Here is a 26,794-nt window from a genome sequence, read left to right on the forward strand (position 1 = left end):
GTCGTGTTCAGGCGCGCGTGGTCTGGCGCCCCTCCTGGGCGGCGGGCTGTTGTTCTCGCGTGGCGCGTCGCAGCACACCGCCCACACCAGCGAGCAGCAGCAGGGCCGCCACGGCCGAGGCCGCTCCGAGCACGGGCACGGCTCCCACCCCCGCGGAGTCGACCACCACGCCTCCGAGCGCGGCGCCGACGGCCATCCCGGCCTGGCACAGGACCACACCGATGCCCATGACGGTCTCCGGGGCGCGGTGTCCCACGTGCAGCAGCACCTGTTGGTAGATCAGGACGGCCCCTGAGAACCCGACGCCCCAGCACGCGAGCAGGACCAGGACCACCACGAGGTTTCCGATACCGAAGGCCATCGCTACCAGCGCGGCGGCCATGACGAGCGGCATCGCCACCAGCGCGGCGATGCGCGACCTCGCGGCGATGCGGGTCGTGAGCCACACCCCGAGCAGGCCCGCGGTGCCGAAGACGAACAGGGCGCCGCTGACCACCAGGGGTGGTGCGCCGAGCGCGAGCAGGTAGGGGTCGATGTAGGTGATGACACCGAGGTAGCCGAGCATGACCAGCGCCCAGGCGCCGCCGATGCGCGCAACGCCCGGCAGCCGCAGTGCGCGCAGGACCGGGACTCGGGGCCCGTCCTGGGAACGCATGGGCGGGAGCGTGGCCCACAGCAGCACGGCGCACAGCAGTGCCATGGCGGCGGCCGCGTAGAAGGTGGCCTGCCATCCCAGGGTCGTCCCCACCAGGGAGGTGAGTGGGGCGCCCACGGCGATACCGACGGTGTTGGCGCCCACGACCACGGCCAGCGCACGCCCGCGCTGGTCGGGACGGACCAGGCGCACTGCGACCGCGGGGCTCAGGGCCATCAGCAGGCCGTGTGCGCCGCCGGCGACGAAGCGCGCAAGGAGTGCGGGCGCGAGGTCGGTGGACAGCGCGACGAGGACGTTGGCGGCGACGAACACCAGCAGGGTGGCCGTCAGCGCGGTTCTGCGGGTGAATCGCAGGGCCCAGGTCGTCAAGGGCAGGACGAGCACGGCGTTGCCCAGTGCGTACAGGGCCATCAGCGACCCGGCCGAGGCCACGCTCGCGTCCAGGTCGGGGGCCATCCGCGTGAGCAGCCCGGCGGGGCTCAGCTCGACGGCCAGGGCAAGGAAGCCCGCACTCGCCAGCACGAACAGCGCCAGCCAGGCGCCGAATGTGGAACGGACCCCGCTTTCGCCAGCGGGAGACGGTGATGAAGAGGATGTGGTGGACACAGCGGTCGTGTGCTTTCCGATCGACGGATGCTTTCGTGCGTTGCACGCTCATCCAGCACACTGCACTTTGCGTCCCTCCGGCAGGGCGGGTCCAAACGGGGGTCTGCCAGTCCCCCGTCTCACCAAGACCCTGGTCAGAGGCGTTTTCAGGGGCGTATCGTCACGCCCATGGACCTACCCACCGAACTGCGCGACTTCCTCGTCTCGCGACGCGCGAGGCTGACACCGGAAGCCGCCGGAATCCAGCCGTTCGCCGGGAAGCGCCGCGTCCCCGGGCTGCGCCGCGAGGAGACCGCCTTCTTGGCCGGAGTGAGCGTGGAGTACTACACCAAGTTCGAACGCGGCAAGGTCAAAGGCGCCTCGGAGGAGGTCGTCGACGCCATCGCCCGGGCCCTGCAGCTCAACGAGATCGAACACGAGCACCTGCGCAACCTCGCCCAGGGCACCCGGCGACGGACCCGACAGTCACACGCCCCGTCCGCCCGCCGCGTGCCCGCAGGAGTACAGAGTGTCCTGGACGCCCTCACCGTCCCCGCGTTCGTGCAGAACGAGCGTTTGGACATCCTCGCCGCGAACGCGCTGGGACGGGCCCTCTACCCGGTGGAAGGCGGGAACAAGTCAAACCTGTTCAACTCCTCCCGGTTCCTCTTCCTGGACCCCCGATCGCACGACTTCTTCCGCGATCGCGGGCTGGTCGTGCGCAACAACGTCGCGCTCCTGCACGCCGCCGCGGTGAAGAACCCCAACGACGAGAGCCTCATCGAGCTGATCGGCGAGCTGTCCACCAAGAGCGCCGAGTTCCGCCAGGCGTGGGCCGACCAGGACGTGCTGCGGTACCGCGTGGGCCCCAAGCGCTACCTGCACCCACTCGTGGGGGAGGTCGACTTCACTTACGAGACCTTCACCATGCCCGCCTACCCCGGGCTGACCATGCTCGTCTACAACGTCGAGCCCCAGTCCGCGACAGCCGAGGCACTACGGCTCCTGGGAAGCTGGACCGCACCGAACCCCGACAGGCAGGAAGCGGAGCCCGACACCGCGGACGACTACGCGGACACCGATCACGACGAGGCGGTAGAGAGGCGAAAGAGGCCCTGACAGGAAGATCTACGAGGTGGGAACCACCGCGCCGGTCGACGTGGTCCTGGTCGCCGAGCTGATGGGGCACGCCGACCTCCACACCACCCGCCGCTACACCCTGCCCAGCGACGCCGACGAGACCCGCGCGCTGGAGGCGCTCACCATCGACCGGTGAGCCCGTGAGGGTCTACCGCCAAATCCTGTAGCAATCCTCCTCGACCCCGTGTCCTGGGATGCCGACACACTGACCCGACATTTCGGCTGTTGCCGCTCACCAGCGCGGGGAGCGGGAGCAGACGCGAGTGGCGCCCCCGCCAACCAGCCCGGCACAGGCCCGCTTGGGTGACCCACCGTGACCGGTACCCCCGTTCCTGATCGCCCTCCCACCGACGAGCGAGGCACGGCAGCGTGCGCGATCTCGAAGAGGTCAACGCCTGTGGGCCCCTTCCATCGACCGAGGGAGCGCACGTTCTCTTGACACACAGCCTGTTTGTAAAGCTATGCTTTACAGGTGCAAGAACGATTGACTGATGCGTTGCGCGCTTTGAAGACGCGCATGGATGCGTTCCTCGCCTCACGTGTCCTGAACCGGGACGAGGACTGGGCCGAATCGATAGCCGGTGCCGTGAGCATGCAAACGGCCGCCGACGACGTCGTGCGCGCTGTCGTGCAACAGGCGCGCCAGCACGGCGCCACGTGGCAGGTCATCGGCGACGCTCTCGGCGTGAGCAGGCAGGCGGCGTTTCAGCGCTATGGCAAACCGATCGACCCCAGAACAGGAGAACCCATGAACACCACACCACTCCCCGGTGTCGTGGAACTGGCAGCCACGGTGGTCGAGAACCTCGCCTCCGGGCAGTGGGCGCGGGTCACCGAGCAGTTCGATCCGGCCATGCGCGACGGCCTCTCGGAGGACGCGCTCGCGGCCGCCTGGGCACAGCTCGTCGGCCTGTCGGGAGCCTTCGAGAGTCGTGGTGAGCCAGAAGTCACCCGAGCCGGCGACCTGACGATCACGAACACGCCGCTCGCGTTCGAGGCGGGCGACTACACGGCACGGATCGCGTTCCGCGACGACCGCACCATCGCCGGTCTGCACATCCTCGAAGGACAGACGTCGTGACCATCGCATCCCCGGACGGCTCGAAGCAGCCCACGACCCGAGGCGAACCCCGCATGAACGGGCAGGACCTGCGTTCCATCGGTGTGTTCACCATCCTGGCGTTCGCGCTCGCCTGGCTCCTCGCACTCCCGCTCTGGCTCGGTGACGGACTCGCCAGCCCGTGGTTCACCCTCGTGGCCACCGCCACGATGACGACCCCCGCGATCGCCGCCCTCGTCGTGGTGTTCTTCGTGGAGCGGCCGCGACAGAAGGCCTGGGCACTCGGGCTGTGGCCGCTCAGACCCGTTCGCAGGGTGCTCGGCTACGGGGTGCTGGGGATCTTCGTGTCCATCGCGCTGGTTCTGGTGGCGCTCCCGGTCGGTGCGCTGCTGGGGGTCTATCCGGCCGACTTCGCGAACTTCTCCGCGTTCCAGCAGGTCCTCGACGAGCAGACGGGAGCCGCCGAGATCCCGATACCGATCGGAGCGCTCATCGTCCTCCAGTTGGTCACGCTTCCCCTCGCGGCGTTGATCAACCTCGTTCCCGCGCTGGGTGAGGAGCTCGGGTGGCGAGGGTGGCTGCTCCCGAAGCTGATGCCGCTGGGAACGCTCCCGGCGCTGCTGGTCTCGGGCGTGATCTGGGGCCTGTGGCACGCTCCGCTCATCCTGCTGGGTTACAACTACCCCGACGCACCGGGCTGGCTCGGCCTGAGCGCGATGGTCGCCATGTGCGTTCTGGTCGGCGTGGTCTTCGGCTGGCTTCGGCTCCGATCGGGATCCGTGTGGCCCGCGGCCCTGGCTCACGCCGCGTTCAACGGGGCGGGTGCGACCTTCCTTCTCTTCGCCAGGGCGGGTGAGCACGTCGACACCACGCAGGCGACGATCCTGGGCTGGAGCGGGTGGATCGTGCCGCTGGTGCTCGTGGTGGTCCTCATCGCCACAGGGCAGTTCGCTTCCGCGAAGCACCCGTCCACCCCGCCGCCGAAGAAGGAGCGTGCCCCTGAACGCCCGGCCGCGGAACACGTGGCCAGTGAGTAGGTGGCCGGTGAGTGGTCGGAGCGCAGTCCCGGGACCGTCACACAGGAGTGTGAGAGTGCTTCGGTCCACAGTCCGCAGCGCTCAAGCAGCCGATCCGAACACGTGGCCCCGGTGGACCCCCGGAGCCACGAGTTTCCTCGGGTGCGTCGGCAGGCATGAGTGGCGTGAGCGACGAGGGCATCGACCTGGGCCAGCATCGTGGCCCCGGACCTGCCCGTTCGAGAGCAGTGCCTGGGTCTGTTGGTCGCCCCACCCGGCACAGCGCCTGACAACACGAACTCGGACGAGCCCGCCAGCCACCGAAGAGCTGCGAGCGCCCGTGAAGGCCGTGGCGATGGAACTGCCCGCAGCCGCAGTCCGTGTCGAGGCCACCCGCTCGAGTTCCCTCCAATATCGCGGCCCCTTGTCCTAACGGGTCGGGGCCGTCCGGTTCTGCTTGAGCGGGTTGATCCGCCGCACGACGGTCACGGTGGGCCACCCGGTCGAAGGCCGAAGGCCCGCCGCCCCACGGGCCCTCGCCCTCGCGGTGCTCACGCCGGTCACGGGGATGAGTGACCGTCGCCCTTGGTCCTGGGGCGCTCGAGTGCTCCCGATCAGCCCGGCTGGCGTGGGCCTTCTCACCCAGGACCCTTCTCGTGCTTCAGCTCCCCCGTCAGCCCCCGACCCGCCGGTCCGGGCCCATCCGGGCGACCAACTGCCCCGCCGCCTTGCGTAGGGGACGGCCGCGCAGCCACACCAGCTGCACGGCCATGGCCAGCCCGTTCCGGAGGTTCTCGAACTCCATCACGCGTACGGTCCCCTGGGCGACCTTCCCCCGCACCACGGAAAGCGGCAGGTTGGCCCAGCCGACCCCGCGCTCCACCAGCCCGAGGGCGGTCTCCGCGGAGTTCGTGCGCCAGTAGGCGTCCGAGACCACCAATCGCCGCTCCGTGAGTTCCTGCTCCAGGCTGGACACCGTGATCTGGCGGGCGCCGGCGAGGTCCTCCAGGCGCCGCAGGTCCGCGGGCAGACCAAAGGTCTCCACCGTCGCGGACGCCACCGCCACGAACGTCTCCTCCGCCACGTTCAGGAACACCTCCTCCCGGTCGTTCCGGGTCTTGGCGAACATCAGCGCCAGGTCCACGGCTCCGCCGTGCAGCATCTCGCGGACGTCGTCCTGCGGGGCGTCGGCGATCTCGACGGGAAGCAGGGGGTGGCGTTCGGCGATCTCCGCCACCGCGTCCAGGAGGGGCCCCCGGTCAACCCCAGCCGCCACACCCACAGTGAGCGTGCTCTCCAGGTCGTCGGAGAGCTCGATCGCGTGCGCCTGGAGGAGGCGCAGCCTGCTGGCGATCTGCCGGGCGTGCGGGATGAGGGCGTGCGCCTGCGCGGTGGGCGCGGGCTCGCGTCTGGAGCGGTCGAACAGCGGGTAGCCGAGTTCGGCCTCGATATTGGCGATCCCCATGCTGACCGCCGAGGGGACCCGGTTCAGCGCCCGTGCCGCGGCCGAGAAGGAGCCGTGGTCGACCACGGCGAGGAACAGCTCGATGTTGTCGCTGGACAGGCCCATCGGTCTATCAACCTAACTGAAAGAAGCTGACTTTTTCCATCACCCTAGCTGACGCTAACGTCGGCCTCTGCTGCATCCGAAAACGCTGGAAAGAGTGCGAAGTGCAAGGTCTGAAGCGCAAGCTGGTCTACGTGGGCGGCTACGAGGTCATCGGATTCCTGGTCGGTACCGCGGTGATGACGGCCCTGACCGGCAGCGGCCCGGCGACGACGGCCCCGCTCGCGATCATGATCGCCACGGTGGCGTCGCTGTGGAACATGGCCTTCAACTACCTGTTCGAGGCGTGGGAGAGACGGCAGGCCAGCCGCGAGCGCACCGTGGGGAGGCGGGTCCTGCACGCGGTCTCGTTCCAGCTGACGCTGGTGTGTTTCCTGATCCCGCTCATCGCGTGGTGGCTGGAGATCACGCTGCTTCAGGCGCTGCTGCTGGACCTGGTGTTCATCGTCTACATCCCGTTCTACACCTTCGGCTACAACTGGGCCTTCGACAAGGTCTTCGGCTTGCCGTCCTCCGCCATCGCGGACCCGGGTCCTGACGCTGATCAGGTTCGAGGACCCCATGCCCTCGTCGCGAACGCCCCTGATGACCGTTCCCAGCGCGGCGCTGGTCGTGAGCGCCCTCCTTCTGGGCGCTAGGACCCCGAAGAAGATCTGACCGTCCCTGGGCAGGTCCGAGGGCATCCGCGATGCGCGGGTGCCCTTCTCCGCGCGTCGCGGGAGGTCGCCTTCAGGTGGCCCGCATGGCCTCCTTCGTGGCCTCGACCATGTCCTTCAGGGTCTGGCGTACGCGCGCGAGCTCGTCCGCCTGCGCGTCGATGCGGTCGAGTTCGGAGACGAGCTGGCGCAGGACCTGCGGCGGGCAGCGCTCCCCGTTGCTCTTGATGTGCGGCAGCAGCTCGGCGATGGTCCTGCTGTTCATCCCGGCGGCGAAGAACTGCCGGATCAACACCACGCGGCTCACCGCGTCCTCGCCGTAGTGGCGCTGCCCGCTGGCGCTGCGTTCGCTGGAGAGCATGCCCTGCTTCTCGTAGTAGCGCAGAGAGCGCACGCTGGCCCCAGTTCGTTCGGCCAGGTCTCCGATCCGCACTCGACCTCCGATCTGATTTGCCTCTGACACCGGTGTCAGGTCCTAGTGTAGCCGCGCGTCCACCAGGGACCGGGACTCGATCGCCTGGTGTGCACGAGCCGACACCGCTTGAGAGGAATCGTTGTGCCCCACAGTTCCCGCTCCTTCGCCGACATCGTGCGCTCACGCCGCTCGGTCCGGGGCTTTCTCCCCGAACCGGTGGCCGCGTCCGACATCCGTGCGGTTCTGGAGGACGCCCAGCGTGCACCCTCCAACTGCAACACCCAGCCCTGGCAGGTGCACGTCGTCTCGGGCGCCCGCCGCGACGAGCTGAGCGCCCGACTGCTGGAAGCTGACCGGGACGGCCGAACCTCCCCGGACTTCAGCTTCGACTACGCGGACTTCGGTGACGGCTACTACCTCCAGCGCGCCCGGGAACAGGGGGCGGCCTACTACCAGTCCCTGGGTGTGGAGCGCTCCGACACCCGGGCACGCCACGAGGCCGCGCTGCGCAACCTGGAGTTCTTCGACGCCCCCCACGTCGCGCTGCTGTTCATGCCCCAGTTCGGCGACGGTGTGCGCGTGGCCGGTGACCTGGGCATGTACGCGCAGACCTTCCTGCTCGCGCTGGAGGCACGCGGACTGTCGGGCATTCCGCAGACGATGCTGGGCTTCTACGCCGACGTCGTGCGCGAGTCCCTGGGCGTCGATCCGGAGATGAAGCTGTTGTTCGGCATCTCCTTCGGCCTGGCCGACCCCGAAGGGCCTGCGAGCACATTCCGGATGGGGCGGGTGCCGCTGGCCGAGAGCGTCGTGGCGCATGACACGCCCGGCGTCCTGGACGAGGTGTCCTAGGAACGAGAGGGGGCCTCCACCGGTCCCGCGGTGGAGGCCCCCTTCGAGCGTGCTCAGAAGGTGCGTTCGGCCACCTTCACCCGCCGACTCGATTCCAGCAGGGCAGCCAGCTCGCTGGTCGGCACCGGGGCGGCGGGGGCCTGCATCATCTGGTCAACCGGTACGCCGGGGTCGGCGAGGTAGATCCTGGTGTACGCGTCGGACTCGGGCTCGAAACGCCAGCTTTCGGCCGGGGTCCCTGCGTCGACGGTGTCGAAGCCGAGCCTGTCGATCAGGCCCGCGGCCCGGGCCTTCGCTGCGGGGTCCTCACCGGCGATGGGCAGGGCGCTGCGGTCGTCGGCCCCGGCCGGGCGAGCGAGCTGGGGGATGTGGTGGGCCATGATGTTGTTGAACGCCTTGACCAGCAGGGCGCCGGGCAGGAGCCGTTGGGCGAGTTCGGTCGTGGTCTCCTGCTCGGAGTCGAGTTCGCTGATCCGTCCGTCGCGGAACGGGTAGTAGTTGCCGGTGTCCAACACGGTCCGCCCCCGCAGCAGCCCCTCGGGCAGGGCGTCGTAGGCCGTCAGCGGGATGCTGAGCAGGGTGGCTTCCCCAGCCCGGGCGGCCTGTTCCACAGTGGCCGCGGTGGCGCGCGGTCCCAGCTCTTCGACCAGCCCGGCCAGGCTCCGCGGACCGCGTGAGTTGGCGATCACCACATCGATCCCCGCCGCCACCGCCAACCGCGCGACCGCGGTTCCGATGTTCCCGCTTCCGATGATCCCCAGAGTCGACATCGCCCGTTCCTCTTCCTTGTGGTGGCCGTTCGGCGTCCGTTCGCTCGTGAGCGAACGGTCTACATCAGCCACGCTAGGACCTGACACCAGTGTCAGGGGCAAATCCATGGCCCACCACGTCGGTTCGAGGAGTGCCAGGCGACCCCGTTCTTGCGCAGGCACGCGGACGGTGGCCCCGCGACTCCCCTGACCTGGATGCCCGAGCCCCGCACGGACGACCGGCCGCCGCAAACGACCCGGCTCGCTCGGCCCGTGAGCCCGGCGAGCCGCAGGCCCCCTCGCCGACCCCGACGCTCGGGACCGGGCGGTGCGTGCGGCTCGGACGGGCACGCCTCCCTTAAACATGAGTACACTCATTATTGACTATGTTCAGCGAATCGGGGTATGGCGAGGTCGGGAGCGCCCACAACGCTCCGGACAGCCGGTCTCGTGGCCCCCGCCGTCCGTTGCCACCGCACCGACGGAGGAGGCGCTGGCTTCGCAAACGCAGCGTGTTCATCGCCGCGCGTCGGCCCCTCCGCAGCGCGCGGGGGCCGCGCCACCACACTCATCACGGAGAAGGGGCGACAGCCCATGAGAGCGTTCGTCATCACCAAGTACAAGGAGGAGCCGCGAGAGGCCGAGGTCTCCGAGCCGGTCGTCGGGGAACGTGACGTCCTCGTTCGGGTGGAGGCCGCCGGGCTGAACCAGCTGGACGAAAAGATCCGTGTCGGTGAGTTCAGGCAGATCCTGCCCTACGGGTTCCCGCTGATCCTGGGACACGACGTCGCCGGGACCGTCATCAGCGTCGGTTCCGGAGTCCGGGGCTTCGCACCCGGCGACCAGGTGTACGCCAGGCCCCGCAAGGACCTGATCGGTACCTTCGCCGATCGCATCGCCGTCGCTGAGTCCGATCTGGCCCACAAACCAGCGTCGATCTCCTCCGTGGAGGCGGGCTCGCTGCCTCTGGTCGCGCTCACCGCCTGGCAGGCGCTCGTCGAACGCGGCAAGGTGGGGCCGGGGCAGAAGGTCCTCATCCACGCTGGCGCGGGTGGTGTCGGGTCGATCGCCATCCAGCTCGCCAAACACCTCGGAGCGAGCGTCGCCACCACTGCCAGCGCCGCCAACGCCGACTTCGTCCGCGAACTGGGAGCCGACACGGTCATCGACTACCGGAGTCAGGACTTCGAGAAGGTGTTGGACGACTACGACCTGGTCCTGGACAGCCTGGGCGGCACGAATCTGAAGAGGTCGTTGCGGGTACTCAGACCAGGAGGTAAGGCCATCGGGATCTCCGGGCCGCCCGATCCCGACTTCGCCCGGGGAGCCGGCCTGAACCCGCTGCTGCGCCTCGTGATCACCATGATGAGCGCGGGGGTTCGACGCCAGGCCAGGAAACTCGGGGTGACGTACGAGTTCCTGTTCATGCGCGCCGACGGTGACCAGCTACGCCGGATCGGCGCCCTCGTCGACGCAGGGGAACTGCGCCCCGTCGTTGGGAAGGTGTTCCCCTTCGAACAGACACCGCAGGCCCTACGGGCACTGGCACGGGGAGGTATCCGTGGCAAGGCCGTCATCAGCCTCACCTGACTCCTCCGCCAAGACAACTCGCGTCACCGTCGAGGCACATCTTCGCCCGAGCCCCCAAGGGAGGCCATCATGAGCGACACCAGCAGCGAACCGGTCAACACCTCGTACGCGAAGGCGCCGACCCTCGCGGTCACTGCGGGCGGGGTGACCTTTGCCTACCGGGAACTCGGGCCGAGAGGGGGCGTCCCCGTCGTGTTCTTCGTGCACCTTGCCGCGACTCTGGACAACTGGGACCCGCGCATCGTCGACCCCATCGCCAGGGAGCGCCACGTCATCGCGTTCGACAACCGGGGGGTCGGGGCGTCGACGGGCGAGGTCCCCGACACGGTCGAGGCGATGGCCGCTGACGCCGTCACCTTCGTCAGGGCGCTCGGGTTCCGGGAGATCGACGTCTTCTCCTTCTCCCTCGGCGGCATGGTCGCCCAGGTGCTGGCGCGCGAGTACCCCGAACTGGTCCGCAGGCTCGTCCTGACCGGCACGGGGCCCGAAGGGGGCGTGGGCATCGACAGGGTTGCCAGAACCACCTACTACGACATGGCACGGGCGGCCCTGACCCGGTCGGACCCCAAGGAGTACCTGTTCTTCAACCGCGACACCACCGGCAGGAGTGCGGGCAGGGCCTTCGTCGAGCGGCTCGGGGAACGCACCACGGACCGTGACAGGCCGATCAGTGTCAGGGCCCTGCGGACCCAACTGAAGGCGATCAAACGGTGGGGGCGTTCGGAACCGACCGACCTGTCGGAGATCACCCAGCCCACCCTGATCGCCAACGGGGACAACGACCGCATGGTGCCCTCGGTGCTCTCCGAGGACCTGCACCGTCGCATCCCCGGCTCGGAACTGGTCGTCTATCCCGACTCCGGCCACGGAGGCATCTTCCAGTACCACCGGGAGTTCGCCCCCGTCGCGGTGGAGTTCCTCACCCGCTGACAACACGCGGCCCGCACTCCGACCCGGGACAGTCGGAGTGCGGGAGCAACGAGCGGCCAGCCACGACGAGGCCCTTCGGCCCCGTGACGAGGGTGCCGCGACCGTGCTTCACGGCTGCGGCGCCGACTCAGGTGTTCGTCGCGTTGAGCTGCGGGTACAGAGCCTCGATCGGGGCGCTGAGCCCCGCCTTGACCCGAACGGAGTCCTCGTCCGCGAGGACTTCGTACTGCCCGGCCTCGGTGGCGTCGAACACCGCGCGCACCAGGTCCGCGGGGTCGACCTTGGGGTCGGTGGAGTGGGCGGCCATCGGGGTGTCGACGTATCCCACGTGCACTCCGACGACGTGCACTCCCTCCGGGGCGAGTTCCAGTCGCAGGGAGTTGGTCGCCGACCACAGGGCTGCCTTGGTGGCGCTGTAGATACCGGCCACGGCGTACCAGCTCAGCAACGAGTGAATGTCGATGATGACGGACCGCTTCTTCGCCGACAGGACCGGGGCGAAGGCACGGGTGAGAAGGAGCGGACCCACGAAGTTGGTCTCGACGTTGGTGCGAATCTCCTCCTCGGTGTGCGACAGGATGCCCGGGCTGGACACCGAGGCTCCGGCGTTGTTGACCAGTACGGTCACGTCACCGGCCGCTTCGACGGCCTCCCGGACGGAAGCTTGGTCGGTGACGTCGAGACGCAGGGGAACGATGCGCTCGTCGTCCCAGGTCCGGGGGTTGCGCGCGGAGGCGTAGACCTTGCTCGCGCCGCGCGCCAGGGCCTGCCTGACGAACTGTGTGCCGATGCCTCCGTTGGCTCCGGTGACCAGGACGACGGATCCGTCGAGTGTGGGCATGGTGGCTCTCCTAGTTGTTGGCCGCGCGCTGTGCGTGGTGGGTGTGCCCGGGGTCCGGTCGGTCGTGAGCTCCGCCTGGGACCGCCCCGGGGGTCCCCGCTCCCGCGTGGAAGAATGTTCCCCCGGGCGTACCCGAATCCAGGCATTAATGACTACGCTCATAACTGAGCTTGGTCAACACCTATTCCCCAAGGAGGGCTCGATGTCATCCGCCTCCCGGGCGCCGGGGCGACGCGAGCGCAACAAGCAGCAGAAGCTCGAACGCATCACCGCGGCGGCCAGTGAGCTCTTCGCCGAGCACGGGGTCGACGAGGTCACCACCCAGCAGATCGCCGAACGCGCCGACATCGGCACCGGCACCCTCTTCCTCTACGCCAAGAGCAAGGGCGAACTACTGCTGCTGGTTCAGAACTCCCACTACTCCGAGTCCCTGGACCGAGGGATCAGGGACGCCGAGGGCACCGCTGACACCCTGGACGCCGTGATGGCCATCGTGCGCCCGATCGTGGAGTGCAACCGCAGACAGGTCGAGAACGGACGCACCTACCTGCGCGAGATGGTGTTCGGCGACCCCGAGGAGCCCCGCCACCGCGACGCCCTCATGATCACGGCCCGGACGGAGGCGGCCATCGCCGCCGTGATCGGTCGCGACACCGAAACCGATGCGAACGACGCGGCGGCACTGGCGCACATCGTGTCGGCCGTCATGTTCCTCAGCATGGCGGCGTCGGCGAACGCGACGTCCAGCGTGGAGACGATCGCCGGGGACATCCGCGGTCAGGTCGCCGTCATGCTCCCCGGCACGGCCAGCGGCCACTCCTGAGCACCCGGCCCGAGGCGATCCGGTAGCTTCCCGGAGAGTCGGACTGGGGCGAACGGACTCGGCCTCGGCTTCGGGCTTAGGGTCACGCGCAGGCGCGGTCATCGACCAGGCCCGACTGGTCACGACCGCGCCCGCGCTCAGCCCGAAGGCACTGGCGAACCCGCCCCTTCGAGTCCGGTTCCAGCTGTGGCCCGGACCCGTACGACCTCTACGGAAACTCCCTCAACCGGAAAGACGTCCCCCTCCACTCGCGGGCCCGGGCAAAGGATGGTGCTCCGTGGCGGCGGGACAGGTGTGCGGCTCCCGCCGGTCGGGCAGGGCGGTCCAGGAAGGCCGACCGGAGGGAGGACCCCCGTGAACGAGACCCGACCACCCGCGCAGAGCCAGCCCCACCCGGGCCGCACCGAACCGATGGAACCCCAGCCCCGGGACGAGATGCGCGACTACCAGGGCAGAGGACTCCTCGAGGGAAAACGCGCCCTGGTCACCGGAGGCGACTCCGGCATCGGCAGGGCCGTCGTGGTGGCCTTCGCCAAGGAGGGCGCCGACATCGTCTTCGGCTACCTCAGCGAGGACGCCGAGGCCCAACACACCGTCGACCTGGTCCAGGCCCAGGGCCGCCGCGCCGTGGGCGTGCGCGGTGACCTGGCCGACGAGTCCGCGTGCGCGCACCTGGTCAACCGGGCCGCGCAGGAGCTCGGCGGGATCGACGTCCTCGTGGAGCACGCCGCCACCCAGACCCCGGTCGAGAACTTCACGGACCTGACCACGGAACAGCTGCGCCGCACCTTCGACGTGAACGTGATGGGAGTGTTCTGGACCCTTCGCGAGGCACTGCCGCACATGTCCCAGGGCGGTTCCATCATCATCACCGGATCGATCAACGGCCTACGGGGCAACAAGTCGCTGATCGACTACGCGTCGAGCAAGTCAGCCGTCATGAACCTGTCCGTGTCTCTGTCCCAGGTGCTCATGGACCAGGGCATCAGGGTCAACTGCGTGGCGCCGGGGCCGGTGTGGACACCGCTGATCCCATCGACCCTCGGCAAGAAGGGATCCGAGGGGTTCGGCGAGCAGGCGCCCATGGGACGAGCCGCCCAACCGGACGAGATCGCCCCCTCCTACGTGTTCTTCGCCAGCAACAGACTCTCGTCCTACTACACCGGCGAGACCCTCACACCCACCGGCGGAGAGATCCAGGGCAGCTGACGTCAGGCGAGGAAACGGACCCGCGGGCGAAGACGCCCCCGGGCCCGAGAGGAGTTCCATGAGCGTGTGGAGATGGCTCCGTTCGTGGCCCGTGCTGAGGCAGGTCACCGGCGACGACCGGATGGGACTCGGGGACGCGGCCAGGTCGGAGCGCACCGAGGGGTTGCGCCCGCGCACCGCGCGGGCGGACCGGGTGGTCAAGTCGGTCTGTCCGTACTGCGCGGTGGGCTGCGGGCAGAACGTGTACGTCCGTGAAGAACGGGTCATCCAGATCGAGGGGGACCCCGACTCCCCCGTCAGCAGGGGACGCCTGTGCCCCAAGGGTTCGGCGAGCCTCCAGCTCACCACGGGACCGTCCCGGCGGGACCGGGTCCTGTACCGGCCCCCACATGGAGCCGACTGGGAGGAGCTGGACCTGGACACGGCCATGCGCATGGTGGCCGACCGTGTGGTGGCAACGCGGGAGCAGACCTGGGAGGAGGAGAGCGAAGGGCGGCGCGTGGCACGCACGCTCGGCATCGCGAGTCTGGGCGGGGCGACCCTCGACAACGAGGAGAACTACCTGATCAAGAAGCTCCTCACCGCCCTGGGGGTGATCCAGGTGGAGAACCAGGCCCGGGTGTGCCACAGCTCCACGGTCGCGGGGCTGGGGACCTCCTTCGGGCGCGGCGGGGCCACCATGTTCCTCCAGGACCTTCAGAACTCCGACTGCATCGTGATCGAGGGCTCCAACTTCGCCGAGGCGCACCCCGTGGGATTCCAGTGGGTGATGGAGGCGAAGGCGCGCGGCGCCGTCGTCATCCACGTCGACCCGCGGTTCAGCCGGACCAGCGCCCTGGCGGACCTGCACGTGCCGATCCGGGCGGGCACCGACATCGCCTTCCTGGGCGCCATCATCAACCACGTGCTGTCGGAGGGGAAGTACTTCCACGACTACGTCCTGGAGTACACGAACGCCGCGACCATCGTCGGCGAGGCCTTCCGGGACACCGAGGACCTGGACGGGGTGTTCTCCGGGTTCTCCGAGAAGGACCGCTCCTACGACGTCTCCACCTGGACCTACGAGGGAGCGACGGTGGCGGCCGCGGCGGGCGACCGCAACCAGCTCCCCCGGACCCGTGAGGGTGTCAAGGGCGACACCAGTCGCTCGGGGCGCCCGGAACAACAGGGCTCGGGCGGCGCGGTGATCCGGGAGCGCCCCGAGGAGGACCGCACTCTCACGGACCCCCGGTGCGTGTTCCAGGTCCTCCGGCGCCACTACTCGCGGTACACGCCCGAGTTGGTCGAGGAGGTGTGCGGTATCCCGAAGGACGTGTTCCTGCGGGTGTGCGACCACCTCACCGAGAACTCGGGGCCGGACCGCACCAGCGCGTTCTGCTACGCGGTCGGCTGGACGCAGCACACCGTGGGTTCGCAGTACATCCGCACCGCGTCGATCCTCCAGCTGCTGCTGGGCAACGTGGGCCGACCCGGCGGAGGCATCCAGGCGCTGCGCGGGCACGCCAGCATCCAGGGCTCCAGTGACGTGCCCACGCTGTTCGACCTGCTGCCCGGCTACCTGCCGATGCCGCACGCCCACGAGGAGCAGGACCTGGAGGGGTACGTGCTGGCGGCCGGGCATCCCCGCAAGGGGTTCTGGTCGGGCATGGAGTCGTACACGGTGAGCCTGCTCAAGGCCTGGTTCGGCGAGCACGCCACGGCGGACAACGACTTCCGCTTCGGGCACCTGCCCCGGCTGACCGGGTCGCACAGCACGTACGACACCGTGATGGCCCAGATGGAGGGCGAGTGCAGGGGCTACTTCCTCATGGGCGAGAACCCCGCGGTGGGGTCGGCCAACAGCCGGGCGCAGCGCTTCGGCATGGCCGAGCTGGACTGGCTGGTGGTGCGTGACTTCTCGCTGATCGAGAGCGCCACCTGGTGGAAGGACGGCCCGGAGATCGAGTCCGGGGAGATGCGTACGCAGGACATCGGCACGGAGGTCTTCTTCTTCCCGGCGGCGGCGCACACGGAGAAGTCAGGCACGTTCACCAACACCAACCGGACCCTCCAGTGGCACGACCGCGCGGTGGAGCCCAGCGGCGACCAGCGCAGCGACCTGTGGTTCATGTACCACCTGGGACGGCTGGTACGGGAGCGGCTGGCCGGGTCACGGGACCCCAAGGACCTGCCGGTCCTCGAACTCACCTGGGACTACCCGTTGGAACCGGACGGGGAGCCGAGCGCGGAGGCGGTGCTGCGTGAGATCAACGGGTACGACGCGCAGGGCCGTCCGCTGGACGGGTACACCCAGCTGAGGGATGACGGGTCCACCAGCTGCGGCTGCTGGATCTACTGCGGGGTGTTCGCGGGCGGGGTGAACCAGGCCGCGCGCAAGAAGCCGGGAAACGAGCAGGACTGGATCGCGGCCGAGTGGGCGTGGTCGTGGCCGGACAACCGGCGCGTGCTGTACAATCGCGCCTCGGCCGACCCCCAGGGCCGCCCGTGGAGCGATCGCAAGGCCCTGGTGTGGTGGGACGAGGAGGCTGGGCACTGGACGGGGTACGACGTCGCGGACTTCGAGTACGACAAGGCGCCCGGCTACCGGCCCTCGAAGGAGGCGACCGGTGTCGAGGCCCTGAGCGGGGTGGACCCGTTCATCATGCAGGCGGACGGCAAGGGATGGCTCTATGCCCCGGCCGGTCTGCACGACGGCCCGATGCCCACGCACTACGAGCCGCAGGACACCCCGTTCGGCAACCCGCTGTACGGGCAGCAGCGCAACCCCACCCGCCTGCTCTTCCAGCACGAGCTCAACCGCTACCACCCGGCCCCTGGCACGCCGGGTTCCGGGGTGTTCCCGTACGTGGTGACGACCTACCGGCTCACCGAGCACTTCACCGCCGGGGGAATGAGCCGGTGGACGCCCTACCTGTCCGAACTCCAACCGGAGTTCTTCTGCGAGGTGGGCCCGGAGCTGGCGGCGGAACGGGAGCTGGAGCACGGCGGCTGGGCGACCGTCGTCACGGCGCGCAACGCCATCGAGGCCAGGGTGCTGGTCACCGACCGCATGAGGCCCTTGCGCGTGCAGGGGCGCGTCGTGCACCAGATCGGCATGCCCTACCACTGGGGGCCCAACGGGTACTCGACGGGTGACTCGGCCAACGAGCTGATGTCCATGGCGTTGGACCCCAACGTGCACATCCAGGAGGTGAAGGCGCTGACCGCCGACATCCGTCCGGGGCGGCGTCCACGGGGCCCCGAACGCGTGGCCCTGGTCGAGGAGTACCGGCGCAGGGCGGGCGTCACCGAGCGGACCGGAACGGAGGACTGATGACCGCGGACGAACGGCCCTCACGCAAGGGGTTCTTCACCGACACCAGCGTGTGCATCGGATGCAAGGCCTGCGAGGTGGCGTGCAAGGAGTGGAACATGGTCCCGGAGGACGGGCTGGACTTCCTGGCCTCGTCCTTCGACAACAGCGGTCGCCTGAGCGCCGACACCTGGCGCCACGTGGCCTTCGTCGAGCAGCGGCTACCGCTCGGATACCAGGAGTCCGGGGTGGGCAGGCCCGCGGGCGGCGACGGAGGCGCCCGCGCCGGTTCGGGGCCCGGGACGGTCGACCTCGGCATGCCCTCGTTCGACCTCCCGGGACAGCGCACGGGCGAGGACGGCGAGGGGACGGACCGGGGCGAGTTCCGGTGGTTGATGTCGTCCGACGTGTGTAAGCACTGCACGAGCGCGGCCTGCCTGGACGTGTGTCCCACGGGGTCGCTCTTCCGCACGGAGTTCGACACGGTGGTGGTGCAGGAGGACATCTGCAACGGGTGCGGGTACTGCGTGTCCGCCTGCCCGTACGGGGTGATCGACCGTCGTGAGGTCGACGGTCGGGCCTGGAAGTGCACGCTGTGCTACGACCGGATCGGCGATGGTCTGGAGCCCGCGTGCGCGAAGGCGTGCCCCACCGACTCCATCCAGTTCGGTGACCTGGACGAGCTGCGGGAACGGGCCCAGAGGCGTGTGGAGGACCTCCAGGGGGCGGGTGTGTCCTCCGCTCGGCTGTACGGAGAGGATCCGGAGGACGGCGTGGGCGGCGCGGGCGCGTTCTTCCTGCTGCTGGACGAACCCGAGGTGTACGGTCTGCCGCCGGACCCGGTGGTGACCACCCGGGACCTGCCGTCCATGTGGCGTCACGCGGGTGCGGCGGCGGGGGTCCTGTTCGCCGGTGCGCTCGCGGCGTTCGCGGGGAGGCGGTCATGAGCAATCCCGAGCTCGACGGCATGGGACCCGGCGAACGCGGGCGTGACGCGGTCACCGGCGCGGCGGACGTGGTCTCCGAGGCGCAGCGCAACGAACGTGACCAGGCCCGGGAGGCGGTCCGGCCGCCCGGACGGCCGAGCGGCCGACGCCGGGGCCGCCGCGGAGGTGAGCCCACACGCGTACCCGACGCCGACTTTCGCACCTACCACGGCAGGCCGGTGCTCAACGGGGTCGTGTGGGAGGCCCGCGACATCGGCGGCTACCTCTTCCTGGGCGGGTTGGCCGGGGCGTCCTCGGTCCTGGCAGCGGGGGCGGAGGTCCATGGTCGCGCCGATCTGGCCCGGCCGCTCAAGTACACGGCGCTGGTGGCGGTCTCCGGGTCGCTGGTCGCGCTCGTCCACGACCTCGGGCGGCCCGAGCGCTTCCTCAACATGCTGCGGGTGTTCAAGCCGACCTCACCGATGAGCGTGGGGTCCTGGCTCCTCGCGGGCTACGGACCCCTGGCCGGGACGGCCGCCGTGACCGCCGCCACCGGGTGGTTCCCACGGATCGGGACGGCCGCGACCATGGGCGCCGGGGTCCTCGGTCCGCTGGTCGCCACCTACACGGCCCCGCTGATCTGCGACACGGCGGTGCCCTCCTGGCACGAGGGACACCGGGAGATGCCCTACGTCTTCGCCTCCTCCGCGGTCGCGGCGGCGGGGGGCGTGGGACTGGTCGCGACACCGACGGGGCACGCGGGCCCCTTCCGGCGGGCGGCCGTGGGCGGGGCGCTGACCGAACTCGCGGTGTCCACCTTCATGGAGAAGCGGATGGGCCTGGTCGGTGAGCCCTACGGCCGGGGGCTGGCGGGGGCGCTCACGCGTACTGCCAAGACCCTCACCCTGGCGGGCGCGGTGGGCGCGGTGCTGGGTCGGCGCAACCGGGTGGTGTCGGCGCTGAGCGGAGCCGCTCTGGTGGGAGGGTCCGCGCTGACCCGGCTGGGGGTCTTCCAGGCCGGTGTGCAGTCGGCCGAGGACCCCAAGTACACCGTCGTGCCCCAGAGGGAGCGCCTACGGCAGCGCGCCTGACCCTCCGGCGGACGGGGGCCGGTGCCGGTTGGCGGCACCGGCCCCTGCCCGCTGCGGGAGGCCACGCACGTCTGCGCACCTGATCGTCGATCCCCGATGGTCGGCGATCAGGTGCGCGGTCCGTGCGTTGTGGGAGGGCCGGTCAGCGGCCGTGCGGCAGGCACTCCTGGATCCTGGTGGCCAGGCCGCCTCAGGCAGAGACGGCCGCGGTCGGCCGGGTCCAGTCGCGATGCTGCCCGATCAGGCGTGCGAACTCCCGGACCAGACCCTCGTCCACCGCGGGGGCCCGGACCACACCGTGTGTGGTCTCGGTGACCGTGGGCGGATGGCCGAGAGGGCCGGGCAGCCCCGGGGCGTCGAGCAGAGAGGTCGCCGCTCCGACCGCTGCGATGGCCTTGGCGTGCTTGTAGGCCTCCAGCACGAAGTGCCGGGCCTCACCGTCTCGGGCGAGCGAGGCCGCCGCGTCGCCGCCGCCCGGGAGGGCCACCGCGTCGTAGAGGACCGAGGAGACGGTCGTGTAGGCGCGGTCCACCGGCAGGGTGGCGCCCTCACGGGTGCGCACCGAGCCGTCCAGCCGGGCGAGCGCCTCCACTACGGCGCCCTCGGCCACCAGGGCCCGGCGCAGGGCCTCGACGTCGGATCCGTCCACACCGTGGTCGACCAGCACCGCGACCTGGCGTCCGGTCAGGTCTCCGAAGGCGGTGTTGGCCTGGCTGAGCGCGGGTGAGGTCCGGGAGTGTCGGGCGGTGCCGGGGTCCTGCGGTGGTTCCACTCCCACGCCCTCGGCGACCTCGACGGCCAGGACGTGGTCCACGTGGGCCAGGTTGGCCACCGCCCGCTGGCGCACCGCCAACTCCTCGCACTTGCCCAGCTCGAAGCGGAACGCGGCCACCAGGTGTTCGCGCTCCCAGTCGGCGAGGCTGTTCAGGAACAACCTGGCCTGGGTGTAGTGGTCCTTGAAGCTCTCCGCCCGCTTGCGAACCTTGTTCCCTTCGACCTTCTCCGTGTAGTGCCGGTAGACGCTCTCGTCAGCCAGCGCGGGGCATCCCCCGCCCAGGGAGTTCGGGTAGTAGGAGGTCTGGCCGCGGTGGACCCGGTGCTGGGCGAACCCGTCGCGCTGGTTGTTGCTCACCTCGGCCACCGGCCGGTTGACCGGGATCTGCTGGAAGTTGGATCCGCCCAGCCGCAGCAGCTGCGTGTCCAGGTAGGAGAAGTTGCGGGCCTGGAGCAGCGGATCGTTGGTGAAATCGATCCCCGGGACGACGTTCGCGGTGTGGAAGGCGACCTGCTCGGTCTCGGCGAAGAAGTTGTCCGGGTTGCGGTCCAGCACCATGCGTCCGATGGGGCGTACCGGCACCTGCTCCTCGGGGACGATCTTGGTGGCGTCCAGGAGGTCGAAGTCGAACGCGTGCTCGTCGTCCTCCGGGATCAGCTGCACCCCCAGCTCCCACTCGGGGAACTGGCCGCGCTCGATGGCCTCCCACAGGTCACGCCGGTTGTAGTCGGGGTCCTTGCCCTGGATGCGCTGGGCCTCGTCCCACACCAGCGAGTGCGTGCCCAGGAGCGGCTTCCAGTGGAACTTGACGAAGGTCCCCCGGCCCTGGACGTTGACGAACCGGAAGGTGTGCACGCCGAAGCCCTGCATGGTGCGGTAACTGCGCGGGATCGCCCGGTCCGACATCAGCCACATCATCATGTGCGTGGTCTCCGGCTGGAGTCCGACGAAGTCCCACAGGGTGTCGTGCGCGGACTGGGCCTGCGGAATCTCGTTGTGCGGCTCGGGCTTGACCGCGTGCACGAAGTCGGGGAACTTGATGCCGTCCTGGATGAAGAAGACGGGCATGTTGTTGCCGACCAGGTCGTAGTTGCCCTGTTCGGTATAGAACTTGACCGCGAAGCCGCGCACGTCGCGAACGGTGTCCGCCGAACCCCGGGACCCGGCCACCGTGGAGAAGCGGACGAAGACGGGGGTGGTGACGTCGGGGCCGCTGAGGAAGTGGGCCGCGGTCACCTCGGAGAGGTCCTCGTAGGGCGTGAAGTGGCCGTAGGCCCCCGCTCCCCTGGCGTGCACGACGCGTTCGGGGATGCGTTCGTGGTCGAAGTGGGTGATCTTCTCCCGGGCATGGAAGTCCTCCAGGAGCGTGGGGCCACGTTCGCCGACGCTGAGGGAGTTGTCCGTGTCCTCGACCCGCACACCGGTCTCGGTGGTGAGCGGGCCCTGGGAGTCAGTGCGGTTCTGTTCCAGAAGCCGGTCCTTGGCGTCCTGCTCGTGGTCGGTCATGTCGAACTCCCCCGTCGGGTCCTGGTCGTGGCGGGCACTGCCCGTCCCGCCACGCCATGACCGACGAGACGACCTCGTAAACACCGCACACCGCGATTTGACCCCGTCTCGCCCGGCCGAATGCCGAGTGGTCCGGCGGCGACGCGGATCGCTTCCTGGCCGTGGTCGAGGCAGCCCCCGGGCCGCCGCCGGAGATCCCCTCTCGATCGATCTGAGCCCGTGACGTTCGGCGACTGTTTCCTCACTGTTGCCGGGGGAGACGGGAACCTCCCGCGACCGCTTCGGGTCGGCCCGAGGCGCCCTCGGTGGAACCTTCGACGACGGGACCGGGTGAGTACCAGGCGCCTCCTCGGCGAGGTGATCACCAGCGCTACGCGAGTCCGCCACGGGTCTTCTCCAGAGGCCGGAAACGCCCGCTGTGCAGGACTTTCTGGACATAGGGGGCGGGTATCGGCGTTCGCCGGGTGTGTGTGCACCGGTTTCCCTAGTCTCGCTCGGAAAGATCCGAAGGAGACACAATGCCCACCCCCCTGGAGCAACGCCTTCCGCCCAACCCCTACCGGAACCTGGTATGGGCCGCGAAGGGACACATTGCCTGACTTTGCCGTATTTCCGCATGTCAGATCCCTACTCTGTGTTCTCCTGGCCGCGGATCTCCCTGAGGTGGGAGATATTTGGGAGATCCGCCGCTGACTGGCTTCCCAAGAGCTTGCTCGTGGCGGCTTTCTGGTAGTGCTCTTCGAGGAGCGGGGACATAGTGAAGAGGCGCTCTCGCTCCACACTCGTCAAGGCAGCGACGCTGCCTGCCCATCGGAGTTCGAGCACGCAGAGTATTCGTTCTTGCATCCTCGGCGTCACGTGCTCGTAGACCCGGGCCATGCCAGGAACCTTGTGTCCCAGTCGGGCGGCACGCGCCACTTCGGGAATCTCGTCCTCAGCCAGCCATGTACGGTGTGTGTGCCGCCCCGCTTCATGGAACGTGATTCCTTCGAGCAAGGGCTGCCTCATCCATGTTTTTTCGCGCTCAGGCACACCGTCCCAGGCCGGACGCCAGTGACCGGAGCGGAAGTTGTTCCGACGAAGCCAGCCACCCCTCTGAGCGGCGAAGACCGGCCCTTGCGGGCGAGAGATCTTCAGGTCGACATAGAGCGCATCCAGGAACGGTGGCAACTGGATCCACCTCTTACTGGTCGGTGTTTTGGGCTTACTTGTGACGTAGATTTTTCCCCGGGAGGTCTCAGCAACGGGGGCACGAACCGGAACGGCGTGCCCCAATTCGTCATAGTCGCAGGAGTGTAGGGCTATCTGTTCCGACCATCGCATTCCCGTGTAACTGTTGAATAGGGCGAACACCATACCCGTCTGGCCGAAGGACTCATACAGGCGCATGGACGCCCGCAAGACCTGGAGCGGTGTGGCGACCTGGTGCTCGGCCTCGTACTCTCCGCTGGTCACCCTGACCATCCGCGCTGGATTACCAGGGATCTTACGTGCCCGCACGGCTTCCTCCAGAATATGCGAGAAGTAGTAGAAGATCGCTGTGACCGTTGGTTCGGCCAACCGGGCGTGCAGGCGGGTCGACCAAGCCCTGATCTCCATGTGGCCGTCGAAGATGGCTCCCAGAGTCCAGTCTTTCCATTGAGGAAGGATGTGGACGTCCAGATAGGAGCGACACTTCTCTCGCGTGTTCTTGGCCAAGCGAGCGTCAGCGAAGACCTTCTCCGCGAAGGGCCCGAACTTTTGCTCTGCTTGTGCCGGATCGATCCAGGTATACCTGCGAATATCTGTCTCTTGGTCTCGGGCCCAAGCCAACGCTGCTGCCTTGGTTTTGAAACCTGATCCAGAGCCCCAGGTTCCGCCAGGCTTCTTATACTTTGCTCGCCATGTCTTTCCGCGGCGTTCTGCGTAGGCCATAATAGTCCTTACATATGTGTCGATGTGGTTTTTTACCAATTTCTGGACAGCGGACTTCGACTACCGGATTGAATGATTTGCTCGAGGTCAATGGAGCTAAACCGCAAGTGCTTGCCAATGAAAGTACAGGGCACCTGTCGCGCCGACACACGCTTGCGGAGCCAAGATTCGGGCACTTTCAGCAGAGCTGCAGCCTCCCGTGGAGTAAAGATCTCAGGAAGCGATGGGGCATCTTCCTCTTTCCTTGGCCCTAGACTTGAAGAGGATCGACGTCTGCCCTGCACAGGGACTGATTTTCCACTTTGCCCCAAGGTTTCCTACCTCTCGACCACATGGCCTTTCCACCCCAACTTGCGACCCATATCCAAGACCACGACATGCCGTGCTTAGCAAGCTCCTGACTCAGCATGTTTACATGAGAGCCTGTGGGCCCTTACCGCGGCTGTGGATGGATCTTCAAAGGGAGCAAGGGGTTTCGAGACCAAGCCGTGACAGCCTCCAAGGGCCGCACGCATCAACGCGACAGACGCCGCCCGTGGTTGGCGCTGGCACGCGGTGATCCCACGAGCACATGGGCGGTGTATCGCTAGGGCTTTCGCCGGAGCAGTGCTGTACAGGCTTGGGCCACAGTGGTTCGTTGACTAACCGAGTTGGTACACCACGGACCACAGTGATGGTTCGCCTCAGCGGCGAGTGGCAGCTCAGAGTGTGGCACCTGGCCTTGCCTTGACGCTGGTGTGGTGAAGCCCGGGTCGCGGTAGGGGTGTGAAGTTATCGGCCGTTGTGATCTTGGCTGTGTTTCGCTCCTGCTGGCGGGTGAGGCATGGGTGGGGCGCGTGAGCGATGGCGGCTTCGTGCCGTGAAGACGGTCGTTCTGCAGGTCTTTTGGGGCTTCTTTCTGGGTCGGTTGCGCGCGACGTTGTTACGGCTCGGCGGGGAGTTGTGGTCTGCCACAGTCCTTGCTCCTCTCGTGTGAGGTGGGGCGCCTGGCAAGAGCGCGGCGCCTTGGGCTCTGTGCATGCTTCTCCGTCTTGGATCAGGTTGGTCCGGATCTCGCCTGGGGTGGTCCGGGCTGAGGCGGGCTGATGTGTTCCATCCGACCACAGCATGCATCATAGATACAATCTCAATCTATAGTGAACACTGTTGGTTGGGCCGCTCCCCCAGGGGCCCAGGCAATAGCCCGCGGCACACCCTCAGCGCTGAGAGCTCACGAGCACAGGATGGAGACCCATGGAACGTGTCGCTGTCGATCCAGGATCGTGTGCTCGCCTCACGGTGAGCGCAGCAGATCTTCCCCGAACCGTGCAGGCCTCACTGGCCACCCTGGGGCTGTTGATGACCTCGTCGGGCTCTGTACGCACCACGATCGCGCATCTGGTGTGTTTCGCGGTCCACGATCAGTGAGCATCTCGGAGCGGCCCAGGCCGCAGGTTGGCTGTCTTGCCTGGAGCGCGGCGGCAACCGTACTAGGAGTTCATCTCATTTGGTGAGTCGGCGGTAGCAGATCAGCGTGCAGGCGATGCCGGGGAAGGCCAGGAAGTGGTCGGCCTTGCGCTCGTAGCGGCGGTGCAGGCGGCGGCATCCGGCCAGCCAGGCCATGGTGCGTCCCACCTGCCACCGGTACCTGCCCAGCCGCTGCGAGGACTCCACACCCCGGCGGGCCAGACGGTGCACGATCCCCCGCTCGCGCGGGGAAGACTGGACCGAGGCCGTCCGCTGGGGCATCAACCCCGGCTCACCCCCGCTCGCGCGGGGAAGACCACGCGAGGCGACCCTCGTGGTCACACCGGCCCGGCTCACCCCCGCTCGCGCGGGGAAGACCTGGCCTTCCCTGACAGCACCATCGACCTCTACGGCTCACCCCCGCTCGCGCGGGGAAGACGTGGGCCATGGTGGGCGCCCCCTGGTGTTCGGCGGCTCACCCCCGCTCGCGCGGGGAAGACTACTCGTGGGCGATCCCCCGGTAGTGGACGAGCGGCTCACCCCTTCTTGGTAGTGGGGGTTACAGGCGGGATTCGGGCTGGAACAGGGCGCGGACAGTCCACATGAAGCCTTGTTGCAGGTTGGTGCGGCCCAGGGCGAGCATGCGCAGGTCGACGTCCTGGCGCTCGCGCAGTTCCGCGAAGAGACCGCCGAGCTCGTTCTCAGCGGCCTTGATGCGGTTGACCAGCTCCACACGGTCTGGAGGCTGGGCGGTGTAGCCAGTGATGGTGCCTGCTTCCTGGGGGTCGACCAGAGCAGGGCGGGGGTCGTCGGACTTGGGCGAGGCAGCCATCGTGTCTCCGTGTTCGGGTGGGGCGGGGCCCAGAGTGTCCCGGGCCCCGCCGAGGGTGGCGATCCTGGACTACTCGGCGGTGGCCGGGTTGTCCTTGCTGTAGGAGGGGTGGCAGTTCGAGCCGAGCATGAGTGCGCCCCAGCGTGGGGCGACGTGTTCTTCGACCAGGCGGGCGAGGACGTAGTACACGCTGCCCACGCCGAAGGTCACCAGGGAGGTGACGACCTCGGCGGTGGCGTCGATGGGCAGATCGATGTGGGCGGTGGTGGCCAGCGCGCAGAGCAGACCAACGACGTAGGGGACGATCGTGCGGACGATGGACTGCACCTTGTTGGGCAGCGGCTTCGTGTTGGGCATGGGGCCTCTCGTGGTGGAGGCAGAGGGTGCGCCTCTGCGAGGGGTAGGGCGGCGGCGGGTACCCGCGGGTGAGAACCCGCGAGGGTTCAGAGGGGTTGCTGGGTCAGGGTGGTGACCACAGCCCGGATGAGGTGGTCCTTGGCGCGCTGCCCGGCCGGGAGCTGGTCGTAGGTGACCAAGCACGGGTGAGTGCGCGCGTCTTCGTCCTTGACGTGCCCGTATCGCCAGCCGCGGTCGAGCTTGTGCTGGCACCAGGACTCGTGGAGCTGCTCGGCACCGGCCCCGGCCAGCACCTGCTGAACGCCTTCCCGCATGGAGGTTCGCTGTTCGTCGCTGGCCTGCTCCCACGGGGGTGAGACCTGGGGATCGCCCAGGACCTGTTGCAGGGCCCGGTTGGCTTCGTGTGCGACCCGGGCAACCTGCTCCAAGGCCTCGGCGTCGGTGGGGTTCAGAAGGGGGCTGGGCTCATTCGGTGTCGTCAACGCAGTCCTTGTCGCCGTGCAGCTCCTCGATGCAGACCTGGCCACCTGGGCCGTCGTCACGGCGACGTTCGGGCTCGGCGCGGGC

At 68.5% G+C, this 26,794-nt stretch carries 25 protein-coding genes and 1 CRISPR repeat array; of the genes, 13 read left to right on the top strand and 12 right to left on the bottom strand.

Annotation, left to right across the window (positions count from 1 at the left end; all coding sequences use genetic code 11):
• Window positions 1-7 precede the first annotated feature (7 nt).
• On the bottom strand, window positions 8-1,177 hold the full coding sequence (locus ADX84_RS16785; protein WP_049575339.1) for an MFS transporter: 1,170 nt from the start codon (window positions 1,175-1,177) through the stop codon (window positions 8-10).
• Between the two features lie 252 nt (window positions 1,178-1,429).
• Between ADX84_RS16785 and ADX84_RS16790 the strand changes: the two genes are divergently transcribed.
• The 4 genes from ADX84_RS16790 (at window position 1,430) to ADX84_RS16800 (ending at window position 4,477) form a co-directional block, all read left to right on the top strand.
• Window positions 1,430-2,359, top strand: a complete 930-nt coding sequence (locus ADX84_RS16790; protein WP_049575341.1) for a helix-turn-helix domain-containing protein — start codon at window positions 1,430-1,432, stop codon at window positions 2,357-2,359.
• A 16-nt stretch (window positions 2,360-2,375) separates the two neighbouring features.
• Window positions 2,376-2,516, top strand: a complete 141-nt coding sequence (locus ADX84_RS26390; protein ID WP_199776622.1) for a hypothetical protein — start codon at window positions 2,376-2,378, stop codon at window positions 2,514-2,516.
• A gap of 381 nt (window positions 2,517-2,897) precedes the next feature.
• Entirely contained in the window at window positions 2,898-3,461 is a 564-nt protein-coding gene (locus tag ADX84_RS16795) for a DUF3887 domain-containing protein (RefSeq protein WP_049575344.1), read from the top strand.
• Between the two features lie 53 nt (window positions 3,462-3,514).
• Window positions 3,515-4,477, top strand: a complete 963-nt coding sequence (locus ADX84_RS16800) for a CPBP family intramembrane glutamic endopeptidase (protein ID WP_049575408.1) — start codon at window positions 3,515-3,517, stop codon at window positions 4,475-4,477.
• 652 nt (window positions 4,478-5,129) lie between these two features.
• On the opposite strand, the gene ADX84_RS16805 is transcribed toward ADX84_RS16800, so the two are convergent.
• Window positions 5,130-6,026 (bottom strand): LysR family transcriptional regulator, encoded by an 897-nt coding sequence (locus ADX84_RS16805; RefSeq protein WP_049575347.1) that lies wholly within the window; start codon window positions 6,024-6,026, stop codon window positions 5,130-5,132.
• A gap of 101 nt (window positions 6,027-6,127) precedes the next feature.
• Here ADX84_RS16805 and ADX84_RS16810 point away from each other — a divergent pair, with 101 nt between their 5' ends.
• Window positions 6,128-6,661 carry a PACE efflux transporter gene (locus ADX84_RS16810; RefSeq protein ID WP_049575350.1) on the top strand — a complete coding sequence of 178 codons (534 nt, stop codon included), beginning with the start codon at window positions 6,128-6,130 and terminating at the stop codon, window positions 6,659-6,661.
• A 91-nt stretch (window positions 6,662-6,752) separates the two neighbouring features.
• Here ADX84_RS16810 and ADX84_RS16815 read toward each other — a convergent pair whose 3' ends face one another.
• Window positions 6,753-7,112: a MerR family transcriptional regulator gene (locus ADX84_RS16815; RefSeq protein WP_049575353.1), complete on the bottom strand. Its 360-nt coding sequence runs from the start codon at window positions 7,110-7,112 to the stop codon at window positions 6,753-6,755.
• A gap of 123 nt (window positions 7,113-7,235) precedes the next feature.
• Between ADX84_RS16815 and ADX84_RS16820 the strand changes: the two genes are divergently transcribed.
• Window positions 7,236-7,946 (top strand): nitroreductase, encoded by a 711-nt coding sequence (locus tag ADX84_RS16820; RefSeq protein WP_049575356.1) that lies wholly within the window; start codon window positions 7,236-7,238, stop codon window positions 7,944-7,946.
• A gap of 53 nt (window positions 7,947-7,999) precedes the next feature.
• Here ADX84_RS16820 and ADX84_RS16825 read toward each other — a convergent pair whose 3' ends face one another.
• On the bottom strand, window positions 8,000-9,073 hold the full coding sequence (locus ADX84_RS16825; RefSeq protein WP_369801101.1) for an NADPH-dependent F420 reductase: 1,074 nt from the start codon (window positions 9,071-9,073) through the stop codon (window positions 8,000-8,002).
• A gap of 216 nt (window positions 9,074-9,289) precedes the next feature.
• Here ADX84_RS16825 and ADX84_RS16830 point away from each other — a divergent pair, with 216 nt between their 5' ends.
• A complete protein-coding gene (locus ADX84_RS16830; RefSeq protein ID WP_049575362.1) occupies window positions 9,290-10,285 on the top strand; it encodes an NADP-dependent oxidoreductase in 996 nt (331 codons plus the stop codon).
• Between the two features lie 69 nt (window positions 10,286-10,354).
• Window positions 10,355-11,215: an alpha/beta fold hydrolase gene (locus tag ADX84_RS16835; RefSeq protein WP_049575366.1), complete on the top strand. Its 861-nt coding sequence runs from the start codon at window positions 10,355-10,357 to the stop codon at window positions 11,213-11,215.
• Between the two features lie 127 nt (window positions 11,216-11,342).
• On the opposite strand, the gene ADX84_RS16840 is transcribed toward ADX84_RS16835, so the two are convergent.
• Complete coding sequence (locus ADX84_RS16840) at window positions 11,343-12,056, bottom strand: SDR family oxidoreductase (protein WP_049575369.1); 714 nt, start codon at window positions 12,054-12,056, stop codon at window positions 11,343-11,345.
• 202 nt (window positions 12,057-12,258) lie between these two features.
• Between ADX84_RS16840 and ADX84_RS16845 the strand changes: the two genes are divergently transcribed.
• The 5 genes from ADX84_RS16845 to nrfD all read left to right on the top strand — a co-directional run bounded on the left by ADX84_RS16845 (window position 12,259) and on the right by nrfD (window position 19,397).
• The gene (locus ADX84_RS16845; protein WP_049575371.1) at window positions 12,259-12,879 is read left to right on the top strand and encodes a TetR/AcrR family transcriptional regulator; all 621 of its coding nucleotides are present in this window, start codon (window positions 12,259-12,261) and stop codon (window positions 12,877-12,879) included.
• A 354-nt stretch (window positions 12,880-13,233) separates the two neighbouring features.
• Window positions 13,234-14,088 carry an SDR family oxidoreductase gene (locus ADX84_RS16850; RefSeq protein ID WP_049575375.1) on the top strand — a complete coding sequence of 285 codons (855 nt, stop codon included), beginning with the start codon at window positions 13,234-13,236 and terminating at the stop codon, window positions 14,086-14,088.
• Between the two features lie 58 nt (window positions 14,089-14,146).
• A complete protein-coding gene (fdh, locus tag ADX84_RS16855) occupies window positions 14,147-17,401 on the top strand; it encodes a formate dehydrogenase (RefSeq protein WP_049575379.1) in 3,255 nt (1,084 codons plus the stop codon).
• The gene (locus tag ADX84_RS16860; RefSeq protein WP_049575382.1) at window positions 17,401-18,327 is read left to right on the top strand and encodes a 4Fe-4S dicluster domain-containing protein; all 927 of its coding nucleotides are present in this window, start codon (window positions 17,401-17,403) and stop codon (window positions 18,325-18,327) included. Before fdh ends, ADX84_RS16860 begins: the two co-directional genes overlap by 1 nt.
• Window positions 18,324-19,397, top strand: coding sequence for an NrfD/PsrC family molybdoenzyme membrane anchor subunit (gene nrfD, locus ADX84_RS16865; RefSeq protein ID WP_049575386.1), 1,074 nt, complete (start codon window positions 18,324-18,326; stop codon window positions 19,395-19,397). The genes ADX84_RS16860 and nrfD overlap by 4 nt, the downstream gene beginning before the upstream one ends.
• A 190-nt stretch (window positions 19,398-19,587) precedes the next feature.
• Here the strand turns inward: nrfD and ADX84_RS16870 are convergent, their stop codons facing one another.
• The 7 genes from ADX84_RS16870 to ADX84_RS16895 all read right to left on the bottom strand — a co-directional run bounded on the left by ADX84_RS16870 (window position 19,588) and on the right by ADX84_RS16895 (window position 26,709).
• Window positions 19,588-21,678 (bottom strand): catalase, encoded by a 2,091-nt coding sequence (locus tag ADX84_RS16870; RefSeq protein ID WP_049575390.1) that lies wholly within the window; start codon window positions 21,676-21,678, stop codon window positions 19,588-19,590.
• A 627-nt stretch (window positions 21,679-22,305) separates the two neighbouring features.
• Window positions 22,306-23,592: a site-specific integrase gene (locus tag ADX84_RS26695; protein ID WP_234004033.1), complete on the bottom strand. Its 1,287-nt coding sequence runs from the start codon at window positions 23,590-23,592 to the stop codon at window positions 22,306-22,308.
• A gap of 32 nt (window positions 23,593-23,624) precedes the next feature.
• Window positions 23,625-23,876, bottom strand: a complete 252-nt coding sequence (locus ADX84_RS26985; RefSeq protein WP_255352579.1) for a helix-turn-helix domain-containing protein — start codon at window positions 23,874-23,876, stop codon at window positions 23,625-23,627.
• A 1,198-nt stretch (window positions 23,877-25,074) separates the two neighbouring features.
• Window positions 25,075-25,206, bottom strand: a complete 132-nt coding sequence (locus ADX84_RS26700; protein ID WP_369801102.1) for a hypothetical protein — start codon at window positions 25,204-25,206, stop codon at window positions 25,075-25,077.
• 59 nt (window positions 25,207-25,265) lie between these two features.
• A CRISPR array of direct repeats spans window positions 25,266-25,538; the repeat unit is 29 nt; unit sequence CGGCTCACCCCCGCTCGCGCGGGGAAGAC.
• Between the two features lie 59 nt (window positions 25,539-25,597).
• Window positions 25,598-25,870 (bottom strand): hypothetical protein, encoded by a 273-nt coding sequence (locus tag ADX84_RS16885; RefSeq protein ID WP_199776623.1) that lies wholly within the window; start codon window positions 25,868-25,870, stop codon window positions 25,598-25,600.
• Window positions 25,871-25,939: 69 nt separating this feature from the next.
• Window positions 25,940-26,227, bottom strand: a complete 288-nt coding sequence (locus ADX84_RS16890; RefSeq protein ID WP_049575401.1) for a hypothetical protein — start codon at window positions 26,225-26,227, stop codon at window positions 25,940-25,942.
• Between the two features lie 86 nt (window positions 26,228-26,313).
• Window positions 26,314-26,709: a RyR domain-containing protein gene (locus ADX84_RS16895; protein ID WP_199776624.1), complete on the bottom strand. Its 396-nt coding sequence runs from the start codon at window positions 26,707-26,709 to the stop codon at window positions 26,314-26,316.
• Window positions 26,710-26,794: the final 85 nt, after the last annotated feature.

The organism is Nocardiopsis sp. SBT366 (assembly GCF_001083815.1).
Taxonomy (GTDB): Bacteria; Actinomycetota; Actinomycetes; order Streptosporangiales; family Streptosporangiaceae; genus Nocardiopsis; species Nocardiopsis prasina.

Excerpts from the sequence above, each read along its gene's own strand:
- ADX84_RS16835 (WP_049575366.1), top strand. The coding sequence starts at position 10,355 with ATGAGCGACACCAGCAGCGAACCGGTCAACACCTCGTACGCGAAGGCG.
- ADX84_RS16800 (WP_049575408.1), top strand. The coding sequence starts at position 3,515 with ATGAACGGGCAGGACCTGCGTTCCATCGGTGTGTTCACCATCCTGGCG.
- ADX84_RS16795 (WP_049575344.1), top strand. The coding sequence starts at position 2,898 with ATGGATGCGTTCCTCGCCTCACGTGTCCTGAACCGGGACGAGGACTGG.
- ADX84_RS16825 (WP_369801101.1), bottom strand. The coding sequence starts at position 9,073 with ATGAGTGTACTCATGTTTAAGGGAGGCGTGCCCGTCCGAGCCGCACGC.
- ADX84_RS16890 (WP_049575401.1), bottom strand. The coding sequence starts at position 26,227 with ATGCCCAACACGAAGCCGCTGCCCAACAAGGTGCAGTCCATCGTCCGC.
- ADX84_RS16870 (WP_049575390.1), bottom strand. The coding sequence starts at position 21,678 with ATGACCGACCACGAGCAGGACGCCAAGGACCGGCTTCTGGAACAGAAC.
- ADX84_RS16830 (WP_049575362.1), top strand. The coding sequence starts at position 9,290 with ATGAGAGCGTTCGTCATCACCAAGTACAAGGAGGAGCCGCGAGAGGCC.
- ADX84_RS16860 (WP_049575382.1), top strand. The coding sequence starts at position 17,401 with ATGACCGCGGACGAACGGCCCTCACGCAAGGGGTTCTTCACCGACACC.
- nrfD (WP_049575386.1), top strand. The coding sequence starts at position 18,324 with ATGAGCAATCCCGAGCTCGACGGCATGGGACCCGGCGAACGCGGGCGT.
- ADX84_RS16790 (WP_049575341.1), top strand. The coding sequence starts at position 1,430 with ATGGACCTACCCACCGAACTGCGCGACTTCCTCGTCTCGCGACGCGCG.
- fdh (WP_049575379.1), top strand. The coding sequence starts at position 14,147 with ATGAGCGTGTGGAGATGGCTCCGTTCGTGGCCCGTGCTGAGGCAGGTC.
- ADX84_RS16845 (WP_049575371.1), top strand. The coding sequence starts at position 12,259 with ATGTCATCCGCCTCCCGGGCGCCGGGGCGACGCGAGCGCAACAAGCAG.
- ADX84_RS16840 (WP_049575369.1), bottom strand. The coding sequence starts at position 12,056 with ATGCCCACACTCGACGGATCCGTCGTCCTGGTCACCGGAGCCAACGGA.
- ADX84_RS16805 (WP_049575347.1), bottom strand. The coding sequence starts at position 6,026 with ATGGGCCTGTCCAGCGACAACATCGAGCTGTTCCTCGCCGTGGTCGAC.
- ADX84_RS26695 (WP_234004033.1), bottom strand. The coding sequence starts at position 23,592 with ATGGCCTACGCAGAACGCCGCGGAAAGACATGGCGAGCAAAGTATAAG.
- ADX84_RS16885 (WP_199776623.1), bottom strand. The coding sequence starts at position 25,870 with ATGGCTGCCTCGCCCAAGTCCGACGACCCCCGCCCTGCTCTGGTCGAC.